Annotated in this window: 20 protein-coding genes; 4 read left to right on the forward strand and 16 right to left on the reverse strand. The window is 65.3% G+C overall.

Going from position 1 to position 24,543, the window contains the following annotated elements; genetic code table 11:
• Window positions 1-44: 44 nt before the first annotated feature.
• A complete protein-coding gene (locus AYK61_RS10800; RefSeq protein WP_121870789.1) occupies window positions 45-1,550 on the reverse strand; it encodes a cutinase family protein in 1,506 nt (501 codons plus the stop codon).
• 384 nt (window positions 1,551-1,934) lie between these two features.
• Here AYK61_RS10800 and AYK61_RS10805 point away from each other — a divergent pair, with 384 nt between their 5' ends.
• The gene (locus AYK61_RS10805) at window positions 1,935-2,576 is read left to right on the forward strand and encodes an FABP family protein (RefSeq protein WP_121872657.1); all 642 of its coding nucleotides are present in this window, start codon (window positions 1,935-1,937) and stop codon (window positions 2,574-2,576) included.
• A 193-nt stretch (window positions 2,577-2,769) separates the two neighbouring features.
• On the opposite strand, the gene AYK61_RS10810 is transcribed toward AYK61_RS10805, so the two are convergent.
• The 6 genes from AYK61_RS10810 to AYK61_RS10835 all read right to left on the reverse strand — a co-directional run bounded on the left by AYK61_RS10810 (window position 2,770) and on the right by AYK61_RS10835 (window position 10,923).
• A complete protein-coding gene (locus AYK61_RS10810) occupies window positions 2,770-4,356 on the reverse strand; it encodes an ATP-binding cassette domain-containing protein (protein WP_121870790.1) in 1,587 nt (528 codons plus the stop codon).
• The gene (cydD, locus tag AYK61_RS10815; protein WP_121870791.1) at window positions 4,349-6,037 is read right to left on the reverse strand and encodes a thiol reductant ABC exporter subunit CydD; all 1,689 of its coding nucleotides are present in this window, start codon (window positions 6,035-6,037) and stop codon (window positions 4,349-4,351) included. The genes AYK61_RS10810 and cydD overlap by 8 nt, the downstream gene beginning before the upstream one ends.
• Window positions 6,034-7,071 (reverse strand): cytochrome d ubiquinol oxidase subunit II, encoded by a 1,038-nt coding sequence (gene cydB / locus AYK61_RS10820; RefSeq protein ID WP_121870792.1) that lies wholly within the window; start codon window positions 7,069-7,071, stop codon window positions 6,034-6,036. Before cydB ends, cydD begins: the two co-directional genes overlap by 4 nt.
• A gap of 9 nt (window positions 7,072-7,080) precedes the next feature.
• The gene (locus AYK61_RS10825; RefSeq protein WP_121872658.1) at window positions 7,081-8,592 is read right to left on the reverse strand and encodes a cytochrome ubiquinol oxidase subunit I; all 1,512 of its coding nucleotides are present in this window, start codon (window positions 8,590-8,592) and stop codon (window positions 7,081-7,083) included.
• Between the two features lie 131 nt (window positions 8,593-8,723).
• A complete protein-coding gene (locus AYK61_RS10830; RefSeq protein WP_121870793.1) occupies window positions 8,724-9,590 on the reverse strand; it encodes an aminodeoxychorismate lyase in 867 nt (288 codons plus the stop codon).
• Between the two features lie 34 nt (window positions 9,591-9,624).
• Window positions 9,625-10,923 carry a dicarboxylate/amino acid:cation symporter gene (locus AYK61_RS10835; protein WP_121870794.1) on the reverse strand — a complete coding sequence of 433 codons (1,299 nt, stop codon included), beginning with the start codon at window positions 10,921-10,923 and terminating at the stop codon, window positions 9,625-9,627.
• A 102-nt stretch (window positions 10,924-11,025) separates the two neighbouring features.
• Between AYK61_RS10835 and AYK61_RS10840 the strand changes: the two genes are divergently transcribed.
• The 3 genes from AYK61_RS10840 to AYK61_RS10850 all read left to right on the forward strand — a co-directional run bounded on the left by AYK61_RS10840 (window position 11,026) and on the right by AYK61_RS10850 (window position 13,269).
• Window positions 11,026-12,156 (forward strand): folate-binding protein YgfZ, encoded by a 1,131-nt coding sequence (locus AYK61_RS10840; RefSeq protein ID WP_121870795.1) that lies wholly within the window; start codon window positions 11,026-11,028, stop codon window positions 12,154-12,156.
• Window positions 12,153-12,827 (forward strand): MOSC domain-containing protein, encoded by a 675-nt coding sequence (locus AYK61_RS10845; RefSeq protein WP_121870796.1) that lies wholly within the window; start codon window positions 12,153-12,155, stop codon window positions 12,825-12,827. Before AYK61_RS10840 ends, AYK61_RS10845 begins: the two co-directional genes overlap by 4 nt.
• Before the next feature lie 247 nt (window positions 12,828-13,074).
• The gene (locus AYK61_RS10850; protein WP_008719426.1) at window positions 13,075-13,269 is read left to right on the forward strand and encodes a DUF3073 domain-containing protein; all 195 of its coding nucleotides are present in this window, start codon (window positions 13,075-13,077) and stop codon (window positions 13,267-13,269) included.
• 88 nt (window positions 13,270-13,357) lie between these two features.
• Here AYK61_RS10850 and purM read toward each other — a convergent pair whose 3' ends face one another.
• From purM to AYK61_RS10895, 9 genes are all read right to left on the reverse strand, one after another.
• Window positions 13,358-14,458, reverse strand: a complete 1,101-nt coding sequence (gene purM, locus AYK61_RS10855; RefSeq protein ID WP_032376541.1) for a phosphoribosylformylglycinamidine cyclo-ligase — start codon at window positions 14,456-14,458, stop codon at window positions 13,358-13,360.
• Between the two features lie 92 nt (window positions 14,459-14,550).
• Window positions 14,551-16,218 carry an ABC transporter ATP-binding protein gene (locus AYK61_RS28160; protein ID WP_121870797.1) on the reverse strand — a complete coding sequence of 556 codons (1,668 nt, stop codon included), beginning with the start codon at window positions 16,216-16,218 and terminating at the stop codon, window positions 14,551-14,553.
• Window positions 16,215-17,183 carry an ABC transporter permease gene (locus tag AYK61_RS10865; protein ID WP_183130234.1) on the reverse strand — a complete coding sequence of 323 codons (969 nt, stop codon included), beginning with the start codon at window positions 17,181-17,183 and terminating at the stop codon, window positions 16,215-16,217. The genes AYK61_RS28160 and AYK61_RS10865 overlap by 4 nt, the downstream gene beginning before the upstream one ends.
• Entirely contained in the window at window positions 17,183-18,178 is a 996-nt protein-coding gene (locus tag AYK61_RS10870) for an ABC transporter permease (protein ID WP_183130429.1), read from the reverse strand. The genes AYK61_RS10865 and AYK61_RS10870 overlap by 1 nt, the downstream gene beginning before the upstream one ends.
• A 96-nt stretch (window positions 18,179-18,274) precedes the next feature.
• Window positions 18,275-19,918, reverse strand: coding sequence for an ABC transporter substrate-binding protein (locus AYK61_RS10875; protein ID WP_121872660.1), 1,644 nt, complete (start codon window positions 19,916-19,918; stop codon window positions 18,275-18,277).
• Between the two features lie 141 nt (window positions 19,919-20,059).
• Window positions 20,060-21,640: an amidophosphoribosyltransferase gene (gene purF, locus AYK61_RS10880; protein WP_121872661.1), complete on the reverse strand. Its 1,581-nt coding sequence runs from the start codon at window positions 21,638-21,640 to the stop codon at window positions 20,060-20,062.
• 126 nt (window positions 21,641-21,766) lie between these two features.
• Window positions 21,767-22,153, reverse strand: a complete 387-nt coding sequence (locus AYK61_RS10885; protein ID WP_121870799.1) for a sterol carrier family protein — start codon at window positions 22,151-22,153, stop codon at window positions 21,767-21,769.
• Between the two features lie 2 nt (window positions 22,154-22,155).
• Window positions 22,156-22,749, reverse strand: a complete 594-nt coding sequence (locus AYK61_RS10890; protein WP_121870800.1) for a CPBP family intramembrane glutamic endopeptidase — start codon at window positions 22,747-22,749, stop codon at window positions 22,156-22,158.
• Window positions 22,746-24,473: an alpha/beta-hydrolase family protein gene (locus AYK61_RS10895; protein WP_237669116.1), complete on the reverse strand. Its 1,728-nt coding sequence runs from the start codon at window positions 24,471-24,473 to the stop codon at window positions 22,746-22,748. Before AYK61_RS10895 ends, AYK61_RS10890 begins: the two co-directional genes overlap by 4 nt.
• Window positions 24,474-24,543: the final 70 nt, after the last annotated feature.

Here is a 24,543-nt window from a genome sequence, read left to right on the forward strand (position 1 = left end):
GCACCTGCGAGCAGGTGCGGGGTTCTTTCGGTCCAGCGGAGGTTCTAGTTGGGAACGGGTGCAGAGGCCGCCGGGTCGGGAACCGTCGAGTACTGCGGCGGGAACATCCCTTCCGGCACTGGAATCCCCTGAGATTCGAGGAACGCTCCGAGATCGCTGACCCTCGTCTGCGTTCCCGGCACCGGGAGCAGTCGGGGTTCGGGTGCAGCCTCGGGAGCGGGGGCTTCCGGTATGACTGCCTCGGGCGCGTTCTTCTTCTCGCGTTCGGTGCGCGCGAGATCGGTGACCCAGGCCACCACCTTCTCACTTTCCCACTCGTAGCCGTCGTTGGGATCGTTGTACCAGTACGACAGATGCTGCAGGAATCCGATCGCCAGGTAGGGCCCGAGCACGACATCGGCGATGCCCTTGTTGTTCTCCTCGAACCCTGTGGCCTCGGCACGGAGCTTGGCTTCCACGGTCTCGGCACCGGGCCCCATCGCCCAGTTGAGATCGGCGAGGAGCTGCTCCGGCGTGAGAGCGTCGACCGCCTGCTGATCGGCGACCGTGTAGTCCACGTCCGCGACCTTCACCAGAACCTGCAGCAGTGTTTCGTCGGATTCGAGCCAGGCCTTGTTGGTTGCGATGTCGATGATCGCGCGGGTGGCGATGGTCGACACTGCCCGCGCGAAGTCGGCCACGGTCTGCACCGGGTTGACCAGCGTCATCCGCATCTGCGAGATGATCTCGAGTGCCAACTGCGCGAGCTCGATGTCGGCCGGAGCGTCGCACGACAGATCGTAGGGCCGGCACGACCAGCTGACCTTGTCGGTCAGCGTGCCGTAGTCCCGGGGGGACTGGTCCATGAACCCGCCGAGCGATTCACCGGGCTCGTCCCCGAAGTTCGGCACACCGGCCGGACGATAGGGCGAGCCGATCATCATCACGCCTGCGATGTCGTCGCCGCTGATCAGCGCGCCGGGGTCGCGTCGGCCGATGTCGACGGCCAGCCGGTCGAGGACCTCTCCGCCGACGCTGTAGCCGACGAGAACGAACTTCGTGCGGTCACCGCACTTGGTCTTGTACTCGTCCAGCAGCCGATTGGTCGACGCGACGCCGTCCCTGATCGACTCCTGATACGTGGCCACGTCGTCCAGGAAGCCGACACCGTAGGTCGATGTGTAGGGGACGTACAGCCAGCCGACCGTGCCGGGGGTGCCTGCGTTCACCTCACCGGTGGGAACGGTGACGTTCCCGACCCAGTTGGATGCGACGGTCTGCGATTCCTCGTTGAGAGGGTTGCGACCCGAATCCGAGTCGGTGGCACCGGACACGGCCAACATCAACACGTCCGGGCAGTCCTGCGCATAGTTGTTGGGGTCGATGTTCGGGCCCTGCGAAGACCCGAAGTCGGACGATCCGGAGTCGGACGATCCCGACTCTGCCGATCCCGAGTCCGGAGCGGCGAGCGCAGCTGCGGGAGCGGCTAGCGCCAACGCCAGAGTCACCACCGCGGACCTGAACAACACGGATCCGAACGACGATGTCAGAGCCCGTTTACGACGCAGCATTATTGCGGAGACCTCCCCAGCCTTCGTGACAGAACACAGTGAACAACGTCGGAAATTCACCCTCGAGCGCCCGACGCCCCCCGAAGAAGGTACCTGCTCGACGCCGTTTCTCCACCGTTACGAGTGATCCACCGCACTGATGACCCCCAATTCGGTTAGATGTCACCAAGGACACAGTGCAGATTCGGGCCGCTGTTCTCGATCAGGATCGCTGCGGGTTAAACTCGCACTCGTGGTCATCTTCTTCGAGTTGTTGCTGGTGCTTGCGGCAATAGCCATCATCGCGTTCTCGCTCTACGTCGTCTACCGACTGGTCAACGACGAGTCGTGACGGAACCGGTCGCGGGGCAACCCGGCAGTGCTGACGAGGGGCTCGACGCCCCCATCGCCAGTGGCGACGAAGCAATAGCGGCTGCCGAACAGAAATTCGCCGACGCGTCGACGCGCAACGTTCCGGTCCTGCCGGACATCCCGCATCCCGACGACACGGCCAATCTTCGTCTCGGTCCCGATCTGCACCCGACGATGCTCGCTCTGTTGCCGCTCGTCGGCGTGTGGCGTGGCGAGGGCGAGGGCCACGACCCCGAGTCCGGTACCGACTACCCCTTCGGTCAGCAGATCGTCGTCACTCACGACGGCGGCAGCTACCTCAGCTGGGAATCGCGTTCGTGGCGACTCGATTCCGACGGCAACTTCGCACACCCCGATCTCCGTGAAACCGGATTCTGGCGCATGAGCGGAGGCGACGGCGTCAAGGGTTCCGACAACGAAGAGGTCGTCGAGCTACTGCTGACGCACAGCACCGGCGTCGTCGAACTGTATTACGGCCATGCGCTCACCCAGTCGTCCTGGGAACTGGCCACCGATGTCGTCATTCGAAGCACTTCGGGTGCGTTGGTCGGCGGGGCCAGGCGGCTCTACGGCATCGTCGACGGCGGAGACCTTGCATACGTCGAGGAGCGCGTCGTCGCCGACGGCCCACTGGCACCGCGGTTGTCCGCGCGCCTGACTCGCTACATCGGCTGACTCTCTCACTACCCACTGCACGCGAACGGCCCCCGAGCCGTACCTGCTTTCAGGTCCCGACCGGACAGGTCGGGGGCTCGGGGGCCGGGTAGCTGCCTGGGATTCGCCTGCCGCTCGCGCGGTCTTCGCAGTGAATCCGTCAGCGATTGCGGCTAGCTGACAGCCACCTCACGCGTCCTAGAGTTCATCAACTTCAGACCACCTCCTCTCTCGTGTACTTCACAACGTACGCCCGAGTTTCCGAGTCGGCAAAGTGTTTTTTCGCGCGGTCCGGGCCGAGGTCGATCACCTGGTCGGCGTCGGTGTTCTCGGGCAGTTGATGGGTGACGACCACCACGGTTCGGTCGGCTCCGAACAGCCCTCCGTCGGTGGTGAGCAGCTGGCGCAGTATCGATTCGCCGGAGACTCGGTCCAGATGCTCGGTCGGCTCATCGAGCAACACGATCGGTGCCGTACTGAGCAGGGCGCGCGCCAGCAGCAGTCTGCGGCGCTCTCCCCCCGAGACGGCCTGCGCGCCGCCGACCAGGGTGGTGTGAACGCCGAGAGGCAGAGCGTCGAGCCATGAACCCAGGCCCACGCGTCGCAGCGCCTCCGATGCCTGTTCTTCGTCGACGTCGCCGCGCACCACCCGCAGGTTCTCCAGAATCGAGGTGTCGAACAGATGCGCATCCTCGGCGAACAGCGCTGCGTCCGAACCGCATTCCTCGGCGAACTCCCGCAGCATCGTGGTCTTGCCCGATCCGCTCGGTCCGATGAGTGCGCTCCGCGCAGTGGTGCGGTTGAGTGCCCCAGAGGGCACGTAACCACGCCACTGCGGCGGAGCCGCATCGAGCATGGCGAGGATTCGAGTTGCCGCGATTCGGCCACGCATCAGGGCGATTGCCGCTCCGGGGAGTGCCGCTGTTGCCTCGAAGGCGGCCAGCGGAACCAACACGATGATCGCAAGGGCCATCGGTGTCATACCGCCCGCGGTGCCTCCGGTCGGTCCGTACAGCCCGATGCCGGCGAGCAAGGACCCGATCACCGATGCCCCGATGGACAACGGCCCGGCGGCATCGGCCAGCGCCGAGGGCCGCGCCGCCCGGTCGCGCGCGACCACCGAATCCTGTGCTGCCCCGCGGGCTTCGGCGAGCGTCGCGTCGAGTCGTCCGGCGACCCGCAGTTCTGCGGCGTGATCGAGTGCCCGGACGGCGGTCTCGGCGAACCGTGCGTCCGCGTCGGCTCCGGCCTCCTCGGCGATCCGTGCCGACCGCGCCGCCAGGATCGGTGCGCCCACCCCGGCGATCAGCAACGTCACCGCCAGGATCGACGCGGCAGCGGGCGAGATCCCGGCGAGCAGTCCCACGGCTGCGAGCATCATCACGACGCTGACGCAGATGGGGACGATCGCGCGTACGACGACGTCGCCGAGCACGTCGACGTCCGCCCCGGTGCGAGCCAGGACGTCACCGCGCCGCAGAGCGAGCGCGCCGTCGCCGTTCGCCAGCTGCTCGTAGATCCTCGTGCGCGCTGCCGTCGTACCGCGCAGGGCCGCGTCGTGCGTGGTCAATCGTTCGAGGTAGCGAAACACGCCGCGGGAAATGCCCAGCGCCCGAACGGCTACCACTGCGACGGTCAGGTCCATCACCGGAGGCATCTGCCAGGCTCGGGTTATCAACCATGCCGACAGTGCGGCGAGAGCCAGTGCGCTGCCGAGGGTTGCCACGCCGGCCGCCACCGCCAGTGCCACCCGCCGCGGGGAGAGCTCGAACAGGGCCAGTGTGCGTCGTAGGTCAGACATGATCGAACTCCCGTGCCACCGTCGAGCTGCTTCGCACCTCGACGACGCGATCTGCGGCGTGCAGCACCGCGCGTCGATGACCGACCATCACCACGGTGACGCCTCGGTCAGCCGCATCTCGAATGGCCTGCAGGACAGTCTTTTCGCTCGCCGCATCCAGGTGCGCCGTCGGCTCGTCCAGCACCATCACCGGAGCGTCGGAGACGAATGTTCGGGTCAGGGCCAGGCGTTGCAGTTCGCCGAGGGACAGACCCACTCCGCCCTGCCCGACGCGGGTGGTCCAGCCGTTCGGATGGTCTCGCAGCACGGCATCGAATCCCGCAGCGCGGCAGGCTGCGTCCAGGGCAGCGGCGTCGGGCACGCCGTGGAGGGTGACGTTCTCGTAGAGCGTGCCGGGAAGCAGCACCGGCCGCTGCGGGAGCCAGGCGACCTGAGCCCACCACCGGTCGAGATCGAGATCGACCACGGGCACGCCGCCGACGAGAACCGCACCGCTCGTCGGCGTCGTGAGTCCCAGAACCGCTTGCAGCGCAGTAGATTTACCCGAGCCGTTGGGGCCGGTGAGTACCGTGATGGTGCCCGTTCGGCATAGCGCACTCAGTGCTGCCGGAGCGTCGCCGTCCCGGCTGCCGACGGTGAGTCCGACGAGTTCGATGTCCGCGGTCGCGGCGTCGACGGTCCGGCCGCCGATCGGCTGTGTCGTACGCCGATCCAGGACTCGGAATGCCCGGTCCGCGGCCTCGACGCCGTCCTCTGCCGCGTGGAACTGGGTGCCCACCGCGCGCAGCGGGAAGTACACCTCGGGGGCGAGGATCAACGCGATGATGCCTGCTTCGAGCGTCATCTCCCCGAAGACCAAGCGCAATCCGATGCCGACGGCCACCAGCGCGACACACAGGGTCGCGAGCAACTCGAGCACCATCGAGGAGAGGAAGGCAACCTTCAACGCGCGCATGGTGGTTCGTCGATGGGCGTCGCCCAGTGCGCGGATGCGAGCGGCCGGTCCGTGTTCGCGGCGAAGCGCGCGCAAGGTCGGCAGACCGGCCAGTAGATCGAGCAACTGCGCAGACAACCTGGTCATCGTGGTGAGCGTCGCTGCGGCTCGACCCTTGGTCAGCAACCCGATCAGAATCATGAAGATCGGGATGAGCGGCAAAGTCACCGCGATGACCACGGCCGAAGTCATGTCCTGAGTGACGATGACGACCAGAACGAGCGGAGTGACGATGACCGCGGACACCAGCGCCGGCAGGTAACCGGTCAGGTACGCGCGCAGACCCCCGATGGCTCGGGTCACGACGACGGCCAGTTCTTCCCGTTCGCGGTCGAGCTCGCGGGGGTCGAATCGGGTTGCTGCCGTGAGCACCTCGACTTCGAGCTCGGCCACCACACGTGACGCCGACCGGTGCGCGTACCGAGACTGAGCTCCGGTGGCGAGCACTCGGACGGCCACTGCGCCCGCCAGCACGGCCAGTTCCGTCGTCCAAGCGGACAGCGACCTGGCGGTCGGATCGGTGATGACCCCTGCCAGCACCCGTCCTATCGTCAACGCGCCCACGATGATGCAGAGCGTGACCACGGTCGACAGAGCGACAGTGACGATCAGGTAGCCCCGCGCAGATCGAGAGTATTTCCACAGGCGGGGATCGACCGGTCCCCGCGAGCGAGCGGGCGCGGTCACGATTTCACCGTCAGTCCGATCGAGTCCGGGATCTGGGCACTCGAAATGCGCTGGCGGAACACCCAGTACGTCCAGGCCTGATATCCGAGGACAACAGGGGCGGCGAAGGCTGCAGCCCAGGTCATCACCTTCAGCGTGTACGGGCTGGACGACGCGTTCGCGATGGTGAGATCGAACGCGGCATCCGTACTGGACGGCATGACATTGGGGAACAGGGAGGCGAACAGCAGCACCACAACCGCAACGATGGCGATGCTGGTGAACACGAAGGCCCAGCCTTCACGCACTCTCGCTGTCAGCGCGACGACGAGCAGCAGGGCGACCGCGGCCACGCCGACCAGTACCCAGGTCCACGTCTTGCCGTGGGCGAGTTGGGTCCACAGAGCGAATGTTCCGCCGACGAGAACTGCCGGAATCGCGAGTCGCGCTGCGATTTTCACCGAGTCCTCGTGCACGTCGCCGGAGGTTTTGAGTGCGATGAACACCGCGCCGTGCAACGCGAACACCAGCGCCATCGTGGCTCCGCCGAGCAATGCATACGGGTTGAGCAGATCGAAGAAGCCGGCTGTGACCTTCTTGTTCTCGTCGATGGCGACGCCGCGCACGATGTTGGCGAAGGCGACGCCCCACAGCACCGCCGGAACCCACGAGCCGATGCCGATGCCGATGTCGCAGCGTTTGCGCCACACCGGGTCGTCGATCTTGCCGCGCCATTCGATAGCGCAGATGCGCAGGATCAGAGCCACCAGAATGAGCAGCAGCGGCAGGTAGAAGCCCGAGAAAAGTGTTGCGTACCACTCGGGGAACGCTGCGAACAGGGCACCGCCTGCGGTGATGAGCCAGACTTCGTTGCCGTCCCAGACCGGGCCGATCGTATTGAGGACGGCCCGCCTGCGCTTCTCCCCCGTCGCAGCGTCGGGGTGCCTGCCCAGGATGGGCATGAGCATTCCGACGCCGAAGTCGAACCCTTCGAGCACGAAGTAGCCGACGAAGAAGAAGGCGATGATGAAGAACCAGAATTCGGGCAGTGACATTGCTATCCCCTAGTAGGCGAACGAGAGCTGTTTGGGCTCTTCGTCTTCCGATTCCGGTGGGTCGACGTGCGGATGCGCGTCGTGGTCGAGAGGCCCTTCGACGACGTAGCGCCGAAGCAGGTAGAACCACACACCACCGAGAGCGGCGTAGAGCAGTGTGAACGTCACCAGTGAGGCGACGACGAGGCCGACGGGATGGTCGGAAACTCCCTGATCGACGGTGAGCCGGATCTGATCGACACCCGAGAGGTTCGGTGCCACAACCCATGGCTGACGGCCCATTTCGGTGAAGATCCAACCGGCGCTGTTGGCCAGGAACGGTGTCGGGATCGCCAACAGCGACAACCACGAGAACCACTTCTGGTCGGGAATCCGGCCACCCCGAGTGACCCACAGACCCGCGATCGCGAGCAGTGCCGAGCCTGCGGCCAGTCCGATCATCATCCGGAATGCCCAGTAGGTGACGAACAGGTTCGGCTTGTAGTTACCCGGGCCGAACTGCTGCTCGTACTGCTCCTGCAGTTGGTTGACGCCCTGCACGGTGGCACCGAAATCGTTCTCCGCCAGGAACGAGGTGAGGCCGGGTATCGAGATGAGGTGCACCACGGATTCGCAGTTGTTGTGGGTACCCACGGTCAGGAGCGAGAAGCTGGCTCCGGTCTCTGTGTCGCACAACGATTCTGCGGATGCCATCTTCATCGGCTGCTGCTCGAACATGAGCTTGCCCTGGATATCTCCGGTGATGGCCAGCGCACCACCGGCGACGATCATGATGACGAAGGACATGCGTGCTGCCGACCTGAACATCGGACGCGAGTCGGTGGCCGGGAGCGTAGCCTGCGTAGCGACCCCGTTCTCGGACAGCGTAGCCTGCGCAGCCTTGTTCTTGCGAGCCTCGCGCACCATCCACCAACCGGAGATGCCTGCGACGAAGGTGGCGGCAGTGAGGAACGCTCCGGCCACGGCGTGTGGAAATGCCGCCAGCGCAGTGTTGTTGGTGAGCAGTGCCCAGATGTCGGTCAGTTCGGCGCGGCCGGTCTCTTCGTTGTAGATCGCGCCGACGGGATGCTGCATCCAGGAATTGGCCGCGATGATGAAGTACGCCGAGGCGTTGACTCCGATGGCGACGAGCCAGATCGTGGCCAGGTGAACGAGTTTGGGGAGTCTGCTCCAGCCGAATATCCACAGCCCGAGGAATGTGGACTCGAGGAAGAAGGCGACGAGGCCTTCGAGTGCGAGAGGAGCGCCGAACACGTCACCGACGAAGCGGGAGTATTCGCTCCAGTTCATGCCGAACTGGAACTCCTGGACGATTCCGGTGGCGACGCCGAGGGCGAAGTTGATGAGGAACAGCTTGCCGAAGAACTTGGTCAGTCGGTACCAGGAGTCCTTGCCGGTGATCACCCACATCGTCTGCATGGCAGCCACCATCGGAGCGAGACCGATGGTGAGGGGAACGAGTATGAAGTGGTAGACGGTGGTGATACCGAACTGCCATCGTGAGACATCCAAGGCGTCCATCAAAGCTCCGAACTCTTCCACCCGTGCTGTGACGGGCAACACCGCAGGTCAGGGCGTTGGCCCGCGACGAATTCGACAGTACTACTACGGGTAGTAGTAGGGAAGAGTCTTTCGGCAGGGTCGTTGGACCCCTACCGAGTTTCGACCGTCTCCACGGCGGCATCGACCATCGATCGGACATCGTCGGCGAGCATCTGCGTGCCAAGAGGAACGCCGTTCATCGCCGTGACCCGCGCAGCGAGAGTGACACTCGAGACCAGCCAAACACCATCTGCTGCAATGAGATCCGCCGGATACAGGTGCCCGTGTTCACATGTCCAACCGGCAGACTCTGCCACGGAGAACAGTCCGGCGACCGTGGTGCCGGCCAGGATGCCCTGTTCGACCGACGGTGTGACGAGAGTCTTACCGCGCGCGAGCACCACCGTCGAGCGAGGACCTTCGAGCACCCGCCCCTCACTGCTGAGATAGATCACATCGTCGGCACCCTGAGCGGCGGCGTGCCGCAGCGCGGCCATGTTGGTCGCATACGACAACGTCTTGGCCCCCGCGAGCTGCCACGGCGCTCCCGACGAGAAATCCACCGAGTAGCCGCGATCGAGGGTGATCACCGATACCCCGTCGGTGCGCGCTGCTCGCACTCGCTCGGGCAGCGGCCCGACCGTGACGTACCCGGTGGGGTCACCACCGCTCTCGCGTCCGCGGCTGAGGACCAGCCGGAGAACCGCCTCGTCCTGAGACTCACGCGCCCATAGACCGACGGACTGTTCGACGACGGTGCGCCACTGTTCGAGATCGGGAGCGGGCAGGTTCAGTGCCTTCGCCGACGCCACCAGCCGGGCCAGATGCAACTCGACCGCACAGGCCGCGCCGCCGCGCACGAGCAGCGTCTCGAAGACCCCGTCGCCGCGCACCACGGCCAGATCGTCGGCGAACAGCAACGGCCGATTCGCGTCGTGCACTCGGCCGTCCAACATCACCACTACCGACTCCGACATGCCCGTCACCCTAGAGGGGCGCGGACGCGGTCGATCAATCCGCTCGGTCGGCCGTCGCCATCGCGTCGGCGTACTCGTCGAGGTCGAGATCCTCGGCGACGACGACCTTGGTGCCGTTGTAGACCTCGCGGTCGATCTCGTCGTCGGCGTTGGCGACGAGCATCGCGACGAACGTGTCTCCGTTCACGTTGAGGAAAGTGCGGAAGATCCCGGCGAACCAGTCCACGGCGATCAGCAGGCCGACGGCCTCGAAGGGGAGGTCGAGCGAGGTCGCGAGGAACATCGCGACGACGGGGAATCCGCCGGGCACGGTGATGGTGCCCATGTTGAGCAGAACCGCCAGGCCCATGCCCAGCACGATCTGCCCGAGACTCAGATCGATGTTGCCTGCCTGCGCGAGGAACATCACCACGATCATGTAGTTGAGAACGGCACCGTAGGAGCCCATCGTCAACCCGATCGACAGCGTGAAGTTGGCGACTTTCTGACTGACGCCGACCTTCTCGACCGTGTTGCGCAGCACCGTGGGGAACGTGACGGCCGAGCTCGTGGTCGTCACCGCGACGGCGGTCTGTTCGGTGAGCTTGCTGGGCAGCTTCCACGGGTTCAATCGGGTCCGCATCGTCACGACCACGACGAAGAGTGCGAACAGGATCAACACTCCGAGCAGTGTCGTACCGAGGTAGCTCAGCGCGGTGGACACCACGGAGAAGCCGACGTCCCCGGCGAGCGCGGCGAGCAGGCAGAACACACCGACCGGGGCGATGACCATGACCAGCCGGATCATCGTCAGGACGATCTGCTGAATCTGGTCCATGAACGAGAGCACCTGGGTGTTCCCGGTCTTGGTGATGTGACTGCGCAGCGCGATACCGAAGAGCAGCGAGAAGATTATGATCGGCACCATCGTCGCGGTCGACATGGCGTCGAACACGTTGGTGCTGACGAAGTTGAGCAGCGTGTCCTGCCAGCCGAGCGCCTCGCTCGCCGATTCCTCGAGCGACGGATCGAGCTGCTGGGTGAACACCATGCCCGCGCCCGGGCGAATGACGCTGCTCAGCACCCAGGCCAGCACGGCAGCGACGACCGAGAAACCGATCATCCACTTGAAGGTGCGGAAGGCGATCTTGCCGGTTCCCGCCCCGGCCATCGATCCGGTGGCGACGATGACCGAGGCCATCACCAGCGGGACGATCGACATCTGGATCAGTCGGATGAACAGATCGCCGATGAACTTCAGGTTCGCGGCCCACTCACCGACCACCAACCCGAACACGATGCCGCCGATCGCGGCGAGGCCGATCTGCGCGGCCGGATGCGCCAGTTTCTTCATGGATCGAAACGCTAGGTCCGCGTCGTCGCGGTGCCGTGTCGTCGCCGTTTCGAGGGTGTAAAGGGACCGGTCACCGAGTTGCTGCGCCGATGGGCTCCTACTATGGACGATGTGTCCGACACAGTCACGATCAGCCCGAGCCCACTTCTGACACTTCCCGGCGCAGTGCCCTCCCCCGACGACAGCGTCGATGCCGGGGTGGCCTGGCACTACGGCAATCCGTTCGGTGAACAACGAGACGCGGTCAGCGGCGCTGCCGTCATCGATAGGTCCCACCGTTTCGTGCTCGCCATCAGCGGAGACGAACGCCTGAGTTGGTTGAACACGATCTCGAGCCAACTCGTCTCGAACCTGACCGACGGCAGCTCCGCCGAGAACCTGAGCCTGGATGTCAACGGCCGCATCGAGCATCACTTCGTGCAGACCGACCTGGCCGGCGTCACCTACATCGACACCGAGCGCACTGCCGGCCCGAATCTGCTCTCGTTCCTGAAGAAGATGGTGTTCTGGGCCAAGGCCGAACCCCGTCAGGCCGACGAACTCGCAGTTCTCACCGTCCTCGGATCCGACGCGGTGTCGGTGCTCGAGAAGGCCGGCCTGCCGGCTCCGGGCGAGATCTACGGTGCCTCGCCGATCGACGGCGGCGGTTTCGTTCGACGGATGCCCTGGCCGGGCAAGAATTCGTACGACGTGGTGATTCCCCGCGCGAACGCGAGCGACTGGTTCCTCCGACTGCGCGACGCCGGGGCCGCCCCGGCCGGAACCTGGGCGTTCGACGCCTTGCGAGTGGAATCGTTGCGTCCGCGCGTGGGCGTGGACACCGACGAGAAGACCATCCCGCACGAGGTTCGGTGGATCGGTAGCGCCGCCGAGTTCGGCGCGGTGCATCTGGAGAAGGGCTGCTATCGCGGCCAGGAGACGGTCTCGCGCGTTCACAATCTCGGTCGTCCGCCGCGGCACCTGGTGTTGCTTCATCTCGACGGTTCGGCGGACGGCAGGCCCAGCACCGGCGATGCGGTCACCGCAGGCGGCCGCACGGTGGGGCGTCTGGGTACCGTCATCGACCACTTCGAGCTCGGCCCGATCGCGTTGGCTCTGCTCAAGCGGACGATTCCGGTCGACACCGCGCTGGAGGCGGGTCCGTGCGCGGCATCCATCGATCCTGATTCCATCCCGTCCTACGACGACGTCCAGGCCGGTCGCGCTGCGGTGGACCGCCTGCGCGGCCGGTGACCGGAACCGTTCTGGCAGTCTGCGTCGTGCACGCCGATGTTCCGTTCGGACGCCGCGCGGTGGTCCACAGCGGCATCGACAAACGGCCCGTCGATGGGCCGGCCGGGAGTGGAGCCTGCGGAACGACCTCGACACGGGTGGACGTCCACGAGCTCGGTATCGGCGGCGATCACTGCCGGGACACGAAGTTCCACGGCGGGCTCGATCAGGCCGTCTACGCCTACGACGAGGCGGAAGCCCAGTACTGGGCCGGCGAGCTCGGGGTGCCGGTTCCGCCGGGTCGATTCGGCGAGAACCTGCGGACCACCGGTGTTCCGGTGACCGATGCGGTGATCGGATCCAGGTGGCGCGTCGGAACGGTGACCCTGGAGGTGACGATCGCCCGCAAGCCCTGTGCGACCTTTGCGAGGTGGATGGACGAGCCTCGGTGGATCCGTCGCTTCACCGATCGAGGTGATGTGGGTGCGTACTTCCGGGTCGTCGAGCCCGGCGTGTTTCGCAGCGGCGACGCGGTGGCCGTCGAGTCGGTGCCGCCGCACGGGGTGACGGTTCGCGACTTGTTCCGAGGTACCGACGCGACCGCGATGGCCACTCTGCTCGACGAGCCCGATGTGGCACCGAAGGTGCACCGCGACGCTGCCGCGGCACTGAAATCGCTACGGAGGCCATGACGCGCAGCACGTAGTTCTCGTGTCGCAGAACAAAGATAGTTTGCCTGTGCACGGATATGTGCAGGTACAGGCAGCGCCGACCCCTGCCCCGGGCGTGTCGCGCCCGTTCGCCTGCCACCGACACGTGGCGCCGTCTACGCATCGCGGCGATTCGCGCGCTAGAGTGTGTGCCAGGAAGAAATACCAACTCTAACGGGGCCGCCAAATTTCCCCAGGCCGCCCCGCAAGTCCGCGAGGGGGCACCGCCATGGGCCGAGGCAGGGCTAAGGCAAAGCAGACAAAGGTCGCTCGTGAGCTCAAGTACAGCTCGCCGACAACGGACTTGGAGAGTCTGCAGAAAGAACTCTCCGGTGGTTCGTCCAACTCCCATCGTGGCATCCACTCTGACTCGGATGTGCATTCCCGAGTCGAGGAAGACGAGTACGAGGACTGGCGACGCTAGTTTTGTGCACTGAACGACTGAGGGGGAGCCGCGGTGCGGCTCCCCCTCACTTGTTTGCCCGGTGATCGGGCGATCAGAACCTTGCCGTTCAGAACCGCGGGTGGTTACCCAGCAGTAGCGCACGCTCGTCGGCGACGTCCTTACCGGTCGCCTTCTTCACCGTGCCCAGCGTCCAGCAGTCGATGTGGCGTGCGGTCAGCACTGCGAGTGCTCGGTCGACGTCCTCAGGTGCCACGATGGCCACCATGCCGACACCCATGTTGAACGTCTGCTCCATCTCGGCCCGCTCGACGCGGCCGCGCTGAGCGATCAGCGAGAAGATCGGAGCCGGGCTCCACGTGGTGCGGTCGAGTTCGGCGACCAGACCCTCGGGCATGACCCGGGAGAGGTTGTTCGCCAATCCGCCGCCGGTCACGTGGCAGAACGTGCGGACGTCGGTTTCCGCAGCGAGCGCGAGGCAGTCCTTGGCGTAGATCTTGGTGGGTTCGAGCAGTTCCTCACCGAGGGTGCGACCGAACTCCTCGACGTGTCCGCCGAGATCCATGTGGTTGATCTCCAGAAGCACCTTGCGAGCGAGGGAGTAGCCGTTGGAGTGCAGACCCGACGATCCCATGCCGATGACGACGTCACCGGGACGCACCCGCTCGGGTCCGAGGATCGAATCCGCCTCGACGACGCCGATACCGGTGGCCGAGAGGTCGTAATCGCCGTCGGCCATCAGTCCCGGGTGCTCGGCCGTCTCGCCGCCGAGCAATGCGCAGCCGGCGATGATGCAGCCTTCTGCGATGCCCTTGACCAGTTCGGCGACCTGCTCGGGAACCACGCGGCCTACGGCGATGTAGTCCTGCAGGAACAGCGGCTCGGCACCACAGACGACGAGATCGTCGACGACCATTGCGACCAGGTCGAGGCCGAGGGTGTCGTGCTTGCCGAGGGCCTGCGCCACGGCCACCTTGGTGCCGACGCCGTCGGTCGAGGCTGCCAGGACGGGCTCGCGGTAGTCGCCCTTGAGCGCGAAGAGACCGGCGAAACCACCGAGACCGCCCATGACCTCGGGCCTGCTGGCCTTCTTGGCGAGCGGCGCGAACAGTTGCACTGCTCGATCTCCTGCGGCGATGTCGACCCCGGCCGCCGCGTAGGAGGCACCGCCCGAGTGAGTTGCGCTCGTGGGTTGGGATTCCTCGGTCATTCGGCTCCAGCCTGTGTACTCGATCATGTCAGCGCCCATACCGGCACAGATAGCGCCCTAACGGTACCGGAGTGCCCGGTGGTGAGAAGAATTCACGTGTGCAGGCGCTTGCCCGGGATCGCTGCCAACAGCTTCTTGGTGTAGTCCGCCTCCGGCGATCGCAGGATCTTCCACGGTGTTCCCTCTTCCACGATCGCCCCGTTGCGCAGCACCACCACGCGATGCGCGACGCGGTCGACCACCGCGAGGTCGTGACTGATGAACAGACACGCGAAGCCGAATTCCTGCTGCAGTGCCTCGAACAGGTCAAGCACGGCTGCCTGCACCGAAACGTCCAGAGCGCTGGTCGGTTCGTCCGCGACCACCAGATCCGGTCCCAGCACCAGTGCCCGCGCCAGGCTGACGCGTTGCCGCTGCCCACCGGAGAGCTCGTGTGGGTAGCGCTTGTCGGTGCCCGACGGCAGTTGCACGGCGTCGAGCAGTTCGGTGGTCCTCGCGGCGATCGCGTCCTTGGAGCCGTACTTGTGCACGATCATCGGCTCGGCAATGCACTGCCCGACGGTCAGCCGGGGGTTCAGTGATGCCGACGGGTCCTGGAAGACGAACCCGAATCGCTTGCGCAGCGGCTTGAGCTTGCGTTCGCTCACGCCTGCGATGTTCTGCCCCATCACCGTCACGCTGCCACTCGTCGGCTTCTGCAGTGCTGCAACACATCTACCGATCGTGGACTTTCCCGAGCCCGATTCGCCCACCAGGCCAAGGGTTTCGCCGCGATGGATGGTGAGCGAGACGTCGTCGACCGCCCGGAACGCAGGTGAGCCGACACCACCGGAGAACTGCACCACCAGACGCGAGACGTCGAGTACCGGTTCACCCGAGGTGTCGACCGTCTTGTCGGACTCCACCGCGGCGAGTGTGGGCACCGCGGCCAACAGCTTCTTGGTGTAGTCGTCTGCGGGTGCGTCGAAGAGCTGCGCCACCGGAGCTTCCTCGACGACGCGACCGTTCTGCATGACGACGACGCGGTCCGCCAGATCCGAGACCACGCCCATGCTGTGGGTGATGAGCACGACGGCACAGCCGAGTCGGTCCTTGAGATCGCGTAGCAACTCCAGGATTTCGGCCTGCACCGTGACGTCGAGGGCAGTGGTCGGCTCGTCGGCGATGATGACCTTCGCCTCGCACGAGATGGCGATCGCGATCATGACACGTTGCTTCTGGCCACCCGAGAGCTCGTGTGGGTAGTACGAGAACCGCTGCTCGGGGCTGGGCAGACCCACCATCGTCAACAGTTCGATGGCTCGCGCCTTGGCATCTTTGGCCGACATCCGTTTACCGTCGCTACCACCACTGGTCGCTCCGCCGGCTCCACTCCTGGGATGCGCTCGCAGCGCTTCGACGATCTGATATCCGATGGTGAACAGCGGATCGAGGGCGCTGCCCGGTTCCTGGAACACCATCGAAATCTTGTTGCCGCGCAACTGCGCCCATGCCTTGTTGCTCAGCGTCGTCACGTCCTGGCCACCGAGCACCACGTGGCCCTCCACGCGTGCGGTGTCGGGCAGCAGTCCGATGGCGGATCTGACGCTGACGGATTTACCCGATCCGGACTCGCCCACCACGGCCAGGACTTCACCGGGGAACACCTCGAACGAGACCTCGGTGACGGCATCGACCTCACCGGCATCGGTGAGGAACGTCACGGACAACGACTGCACCGACAGCGCGGACTCCTGTGGGGTTGGGCCACTCGAGGTCATACCTTCACCGCCTTCTTGAACTTCTTGCGGGTACGAAGCAGCGGATTGAGTGTCTCGCTTGCGCTTTCGCCCACCATGGTCAGACCGAGCACCACCAGCACGATGCCGAGGCCCGGGAACACCGACGTCCACCAGATGCCGTTGGAGATGTCGGGCAGCGCCTTGTTGATGTCGTAGCCCCACTCCGAGGCGGAGGTGGGCTCGATGCCGAATCCGAGAAAGCCGAGTCCGGCGAGGGTCAGGATGGCCTCGGCACCGTTGAGGGTGATGATGACCGGCAGCGTCTGCACCACGTTGGCGAGGATATGGCGGAACAGGATTCGCGGAGTGCCGGCCCCGGTGACCCGAGCGGCGTCGACGTAAGGTTCGGTCTTGACCGCCACCGTGGCGTTGCGTACCACGCGGAAGTACTGCGGCACGAAGATCGCCGTGATGGCGATTGCTGCGGACGCGATACCGCCGAAACTGGACGACTGTCCGCCTGCGACGACGATCGAGATGACGACCGCGAGGAGCAGCGATGGAAACGCGTACATCGCGTCCATGAACAACACGAGCACACGGTCGAACCAACGGCCGATGTAGCCCGAGGCCAGGCCGAGCGGAACACCGATGATCAGCGAGAGCACCAACGACGATGCGATCACCATCAATGCTGTTCTCGCACCGTAGATCACGCGGGAGAACACGTCCTCACCGCGGACCGACGTACCGAACCAATGCTGCGCGGACGGGGCTGCCTGGCGGGTGAAATCCTGCCCGGCGTCGCTGGTCTGCGAGAACCCGTACGGCGCGAGAAGCGGAGCGAACACTGCGGCGAACACGAAGCCCACCATCAGGACCAACCCGACGATCAGGGTGACGCGTTGCAACCCCGACGTGGACCTGACGAACGCGACGCCGGGGAATCCTCGACGGTGTTGACGGGTGGGAGGGACGTCGGACAGCACGACTTCGGTGCTCATCAGAACCTCACTCTCGGGTCGATGAGTGCGACGATCGCGTCGGTGACGAAGCTGACGACGGCGACCACTACGGCCAGGAACGTCACGATGCCCTGCACCGCAACGAAATCGCGGGCCTGCAGGTACCGGGCGAGTTCGTAGCCCAGGCCCTGCCACTCGAAGGTCGTCTCGGTCAACACCGCTCCGCCGAGCAGTACGGCGATCTGCAGGCCGATGACGGTCACGATGGGAATCATGGCGTTGCGGAACGCATGCCGCCGCGTCACCGTGCCCTCGCTCAATCCGCGAGCGCGCGCGGCGTCGACGAAGGGTGCCTGCAGGGTCTGAATCAGGTTGACGCGCACCAGTCTCAGGAACACTCCGGCCGTCAACAGACCGAGGGCGAGAGCGGGAAGTACGGCATGCTCGAGCACGTCGATGGTGTAGCCCGAGTCGCCGTAGAGGAACGAATCGACGATCAGAATGTTGGTCTTGGGCGAGACGTTCTGCAGTGCCAGTTCCACATTGGTGCTGGCTCGTCCGGCCACCGGCAGCCAGCCGAGCTTGACTGCGAACAGCAGCTTGAGCAGCATGCCGACGAAGAACACCGGAGCCGCGTACGCCAGGATCGCGAAGATCCGCAGCGAGGCGTCGCCGAATCTGTCCCGATGGGTGGCGGCGAAGAAGCCGAGCGGGATGCCTACCGCAAACGCGACCAGCAGTGCCCAGAACGCCAATTCCAGTGTGGCAGCACCGTTGACGAGAAGAACGTCGCTGATCGCGCGATTGTCGGTGGCCGAGCGACCGAAGTCGCCGCGCAGCAATCCGGTCAGGTACTCCCAGTACTGCGTCAGGATCGGCCGGTCGTATCCGGCTTCGGCCTTGCGCTGGGCGATCTGTTCGGCGGGTAGGCGGCCGCCGAGGGCGGCGGTGATCGGATCACCGATCACCCGCATGAGAAAGAAGACGACGGTGACGAGAATCCAGGCAGTCGGAATGATCAGCAGAAATCTGATCCCGAGATAGCGGGCGAGCGCGCCGTATCGTGACGGCGCGCTCGCCTGCTTCGCTTGCTTCTCCCCTACCGGCGTGTCCGCGGTAGTGGGCACCGGTCAGCTCTTGGCGAGAGTGACGAAACGGAACTTGAACGAGGCGTCGAGAGTCTCGTCCACACCGCTGATCTCGTCGGTGGCGACGGCGATCTGCTTGCCCTCCAACAGCGGAAGCGTCGGCAGGTAGTTCGTCGCGAGCTCGGTCTGAATCTGACCGATGATCTGCATCCGCGCATTCTCGTCGGCGGTCGTGCGTTCGAGATCGAGCAGCGAGGTGATCTCCGGGCTCTCGAAGTGCGACTGCAGGAAGTTGTCCGGTGCGAAGAACGGCGTCAGGTAGTTGTCTGCATCCGGGTAATCCGGGAACCAGCCCAGCTGGTACACCGGGTACGCGTCGGCGACGCGTTCCTTGGTGTACGTGCTCCACTCGGTGGACTGCAGGTTCACCTCGAACAGGCCCGTCGCGTCGAGCTGGCTCTTGATCGCGGCGTATTCCTCGCTCGAGCTCGAACCGTAGTGGTCCGGGTTGTACTGCAGGTTGAGCTGAACGGGAGTGGCAATGCCTGCGGCAGAGAGGAATCCGGCTGCCTCGTCACGATTGGGCGTGGTGCCGTAGACGTCGCCGAAGGCGGTGTTCGCGCCGGCCAGGCCGGTGGGGACCACGGAGTACAGCGGGGTGTAGGTGCCCTTGTAGACGCCGTCGGACAACGCCTGACGATCGACCGAGGACGCAATTGCCTTGCGCACGGCCAACTTCTGCTCCGGGGTGTCACCGGGCATCGTGTTCATGTTGAACACCAGGTACCGCGATTCACCGCCGGGTCCCTCGTGCACCGTCAGACCGTCGACGCTGCCGAGCGATTCGACGTCCGTCGGCGTCAGCGAACGCCACGCGACGTCGATGGCCTTGTTCTGCACGTCGAGCTTGAGGTTGTCGGAGCTGGTGTAGTACTTGACGTTGACCGACGACGTCTTCGGTGTTCCGAGAATGCCGTTGTAGCCACCGTTCGCGGTGAAGCTGACGAGGGAGTTCTTGGCGTAGCTCGCGATCGAGTACGGTCCGGCGAACGGCGTACCCGCCACGATGGCGTCGTCGTCGAGAATCGAATCGGCAGGGAAGACGGTCTGATCGACGATCGGGCCTGCCGGGGTCGCCAGAATCTGCGGGAAGGTCTGGTCGTTCGCGGCCTTCAGGGTGAACTCGACGGTCTTCTCGTCCGGCGTGGCGATGCTGTCGAGGTTGGTCAGCAACGACGCGGGCCCGTTGGGATCGTTGATCGCGACGATTCGATCGAAGGAGTACTTGACGCTCTCGCTCGTCAGCGGGTTGCCGTTCGCGAACGTCAGGTCGTCCTTCAGCGTGCAGGTGTAGACGGTCGGCTCGGCGAAGTCGCAGCTCTCGGCCGCGTCGGGCTCGAGCTCGGAGCTACCGGGCGCGAAGTTCATCAGGAAGGGATACGTCTGGTTCATCACCATGAACGAGCCGTTGTCGTACGAGCCGGCCGGGTCGAGCGACGTCACCTGGTCGGTGGTGCCGACCGTGATCGTCTCGCCGCCGCCGTCGCCGGATCCACCGGCTTCGTCGGTGCGGCCCGAGCCACAAGCTGCGGCCGTCAATGCGAGTACCGACAGTGCTGCTACTGCTGCGGTCTTCTTGCCGTGCTTGCGTACTGCTGTTCTGGATGCGGCGCTGTAGCGCTGCATGCGTCCGTCGTCGGGCGACAGGGTCATCTGATGCCTCTATCCAATTCGGTGTGTCCTATGTAACTCGGGACAGTACCGATGGACTGTTTCCAATATGTGGCATTGAGAAAACCCTGCTGTTCCCTTGCAGGAACGCCCAGCTCACGGACGACTCAGAGCACTCACATTCGCGTCGTTGTCCACCGGCTGCCCGGCGGCCGAGGCCAGCAGACCCTCGAGAACGTGCTTGCCGAGCGAATTGTCGGCGGGCAGATCGATCGGGTACTTGCCGGTGAAACATGCTGCACACAAGCGAGATTCAGGCTGCTCGGAGGCAGCGATCATGCCGTCGATGGAGATGTACCCCAGCGAATCGGCACCGATCGCCTGCCGAACGCCCTCGAGAATCCCGTCCTCGGAGTCGACACCGTTGGCGATCAGCTCTGCGGGAGAAGCGAAGTCGATGCCGTAGAAACAGGGCCAGCGCACCGGCGGCGACGCGATACGCACGTGAATCTCCAGCGCACCGGCCTCGCGCAGCATCCTGATCAGGGCGCGCTGAGTATTGCCGCGAACGATCGAATCGTCCACCACCACCAGCCTTTTGCCCCGTATGACCTCTTTGAGAGGATTCAGTTTGAGCCGGATGCCGAGCTGGCGAATGGTCTGCGACGGCTGAATGAACGTGCGGCCCACATAGGCGTTCTTCATCAAGCCCTGGCCGTAGGGAATACCGGAGCCCTGCGCAAAACCGACCGCAGCGGGAGTTCCGCTCTCCGGCACGGGAATCACCAGGTCGCCCTCGGCCGGATGCTCCTTCGCGAGGCGCCGTCCGATCTCGACTCGCGTCGAGTGCACCGAACGACCGCCGATGACGCTGTCGGGTCGAGCGAGGTACACGTACTCGAACACGCAACCCTTGGGCTCGGGTGCCGCGAATCGCGAGGACCGAACACCGTCGGCATCGATCGCGAGCAGTTCACCGGGCTCGATGTCGCGGACGAACGCAGCACCGACGATGTCGAGTGCTGCGGTCTCACTGGCCACTACCCAGCCACGATCGAGACGGCCGAGGCACAACGGGCGCACGCCGTGCGGGTCGCGCGCAGCGTAGAGAGTGTGCTCGTCCATGAACGTCAGACAGAAGGCACCCTTGAGCAAGGGCAGCAGTACCATCGCCGCCTGCTCGATGGTGCAGTCGGCGGCCTTGTGCGCCAGCAGCGCGGTCACCACGTCGGAATCCGAGGTGCCGTTGCCCTGCAGCCGATCACTGATCAGCCCGGCGTCGCGCGCCTTGGTGGCGAGCTCGGCGAAGTTCACCAGATTTCCGTTGTGACCGAGCGCGATCCCGGTCCCCGCAGTGGTGGTGCGGAAGATCGGCTGCGCGTTCTCCCACGTCACCGAGCCACTGGTGGAGTAACGGCAGTGTCCGATGGCGACGTGCCCGGGCATGGCCCCGAGCGTCTGCTCGTCGAACACCTGGCTGACCAGACCGAGATCCTTGAACACCAACACCTGGGAGCCGTCGGATACGGCGATTCCGGCAGCTTCCTGGCCACGGTGCTGCAGCGCATAGAGGCCGTAATACGAGAGCTTGGCCACATCCTCGCCCGGTGCCCACACTCCGAACACTCCGCACTCCTCGCGCGGCTCGTTCTCCGGTTCGTCGATGGGCGCTACTGCTGGAGAACTCGGTCCTACCAGAAGATTCGGACTGTCGACCGACAAATCGGCGTTGGTCACGGGCATTGCTCCCTTGGGGGTACGGGGCGGGGGGCCGTACCCGAGTCTACGGGCACACGCCCTCAGTCAACGCATCGTGTGTACGGGAGATTCCCAGCAGGTGAACGCGTGTCCGATCAGAGCGAATCACCTGATGGACAACAGTGGCAGCCAGCGACCCACTTCGGCCGCTCTACTGCCCGACGCATCGATCGAACCGTCGGCGAGAGCGTCGGCGAAATCCCGGACCCCGGTGACCACCTGCAGCCACGTCAGCGCGTCGGTTTCGACCACGTTCGGCGGAGTTCCCCGTGTGTGTCGCGGCCCCACGATGCACTGCACCGCGACGAACGGCGGCACCCGCACCTCCACCGAGGACCCCGGCGCATTCTGGCCCAGAGTTCTGGCAGTGGTGCGCACCGCGGCGGCGATCTGCGCCCGCGCAGGCTTGTCCGCCTCGCCCTTGATCCAGTCCTCGACGGCCAGAACGGCGTCGCGCACCTCGGCTGGGCCGACTTCCTTGTGTGGTGGCACTGCTACCGACTCCTGTCGTTCGCAGCGAGATGCGCCAGAACGGCGCCGCTGGCGTTGAGGAAATAGTGCAGCAAGGCCGGCGCGAGGACGCTGCCGCTGCGGGCTCGCAGCCACGAGAACACCACCCCGGCCGCGGCCGTCGCGACGACCGTCCCCACCACGGTGTCACCTGCCGCACGAGCGGGGTGAATATGCCAGAGCCCGAAGAAGATCGGCGACAGGGCAGGCGACGCGGCGTCGAGCACTCCGCGAAAGAGCAACTCCTCGGTGAGGACCGTCCCCACCGGAATCCTGAACAGGACCCACTCGGCAAGCTCGTCCTGCGACGGTCGGACGCGGCGTCGCAACGCCGGAATCGCAGCGACGACGGCAGATCCGAGAACCGGAATCGCCGACGCCGCAGCGCCCCACTTCAGTCCGGCAGCAGTATTGCGCACACCCAGTTGCGCGGCGCTACGGCCCGAGACCGCCGAAACGGCCACTGCGAACGAGGCATTGGCCACCGCCCTCGCACGGGCATCGAGACCGAGCGCGGGAAGGAGGTAGGTACTCCATGCCGTCGTGGCGGAGCCGATCGCCAACGCCTCGGTGCTCACTTCTCGGGACCGTCTCGGCCGGCGAATTGCTCCATGACACCGCGAACTCGCTCGGTGTCACGGTCGGTCCAGCCCTCGGGCGCGGCGACGGCCACCCAGCCGTCGAGCACGAGGGTTCCGTAGTTGTGGCCGTGACCGTCGGGAACGCCTGCGGCATTGGTCAGGTCGGCGGCCACCTGCCAGAAGGTGACGACCGGGAACCACCGCATGCTCGGCAAGCGGTCCGGCCCGGGTGGCTCGGACAGCCAGTCGGGACGCTCGAACAGCAGGTCAGGCGACCACCAGACCACCGGATCCGACGCGTGCTGGACGTAGAGGATCCGTGGCTCGAACCATGGCTGATCCTCCGGCGGGATGCCCGACGAGTTGTCGGCGAATCGGACCGTCAGTCCCTCGGAGTAGACCGGCCGGACCTCCGGGCTTCCCGGGTCGCGTCGGCTGACGAACTGACTCCAGATGCGGTTGTTGTTCGGCGGTCCAACCCACAGGACGCCGTCGGTGGTGGCCCGGATGTCGGCCAGACCGTCGAACGCGCCCTCCCCCGCCTGGGTACCGAGGCTCTCGCCGTAGACGTAGAACTTGGGGCGCGTGGCCTCCGGTTCCTGCAGCCAGCGGTCGTGCACCTTGTCGATCAGAGCTTTGCCCGCCTGCGCGGCCTTGTCTCCCTCGGCGATGAACGAGATCCAACTCGGCAGGTACGAGTACTGGGATGCGACGGTGGCGACATCGCCGTCGAACATGAGCTCTTCGGCTTCGATGGCGGTGGGATTGACCCATCCGGTTCCGGTGGTCGGAACGACGACGAGAGCCGCGCGCTGGAATGCCCCGGTGCGTTCGAGTTCGGCGACCACGATGTTCAGTCGCTCGTCCTGGGTCTCTGCGGTTTCCAGGCCTGCGTATGCCCTGATCGGCTCGAGGCTGGGACGGCCCGTGGCCCGCTCCATCTCGTCGGCGCGCAGCCCGCTGGAGACGAAGTTGCGACCCTCGAATCCGAGGGTGTCCCACGGCGCCAACGAATTCGGGCTGCCGGAGCGTTCGTCGGCCACGGGTTGTTCTGCGCCGTCACGGGTTTCGTCGTTCTGCAGACTGAACGCGGAGTTGGTGACCTCGGAGACCGCGCGCAGCAGAACACCCTGAACCAGTGCGACGGACAGCACGACGAGGACGACGACCCCGAGCGCATTGGCCACTTCGCGTGGCATCTTCACGATGCGATTGATCTGACGAGCGAGCAGTCGAACGAGGTCACGCAGCACCCGCCACAACGAAATCAACGCCGCTGCAATGGCGATACTGAGAGCCCCGGTGCGGAGGTACCCCGTTGTGGTGGTTCCCTCCGCGTTCATCAGTGCGGCCAGTTCACGCTGCCATTCCGCCGAGATCGCCAGCATGATCATCGATGCCGCGATCGCCACGACGGGGACGGCGACCTTGACGGCCAGCTCGACCTTGCGCGGCAGCGGCCACCACGATCGGGACGAGAGCCACCAACGGGTCACGGCCCATCCCACCGCCACGCCGAACGCGTAGCCGATGGCCGCATTGATACCGCCGATGATGCCCTGGAACAACCATCCACGCGGGAGCAGAGACGGAGTCAACGACCAGCAGAAGAACAACGCGCTGAACGCAATTCCGGTGAAGTCCAGGCGCAGCAGGCCCCAGGCCCACATGACGAACGGGTGCTCGGCGGGTGAGGGGACGGAGAACTCGACCGAGGGCAGGTGGTAACGGTGATGCTGGTCCTGCTCGAGTGCCGCGTCGGGCTCGGTCAGGCCCTGCTCCGATGTGTTG

It is taken from the genome of Rhodococcus sp. SBT000017, from assembly GCF_003688915.1.
Taxonomy (GTDB): Bacteria; Actinomycetota; Actinomycetes; order Mycobacteriales; family Mycobacteriaceae; genus Rhodococcoides.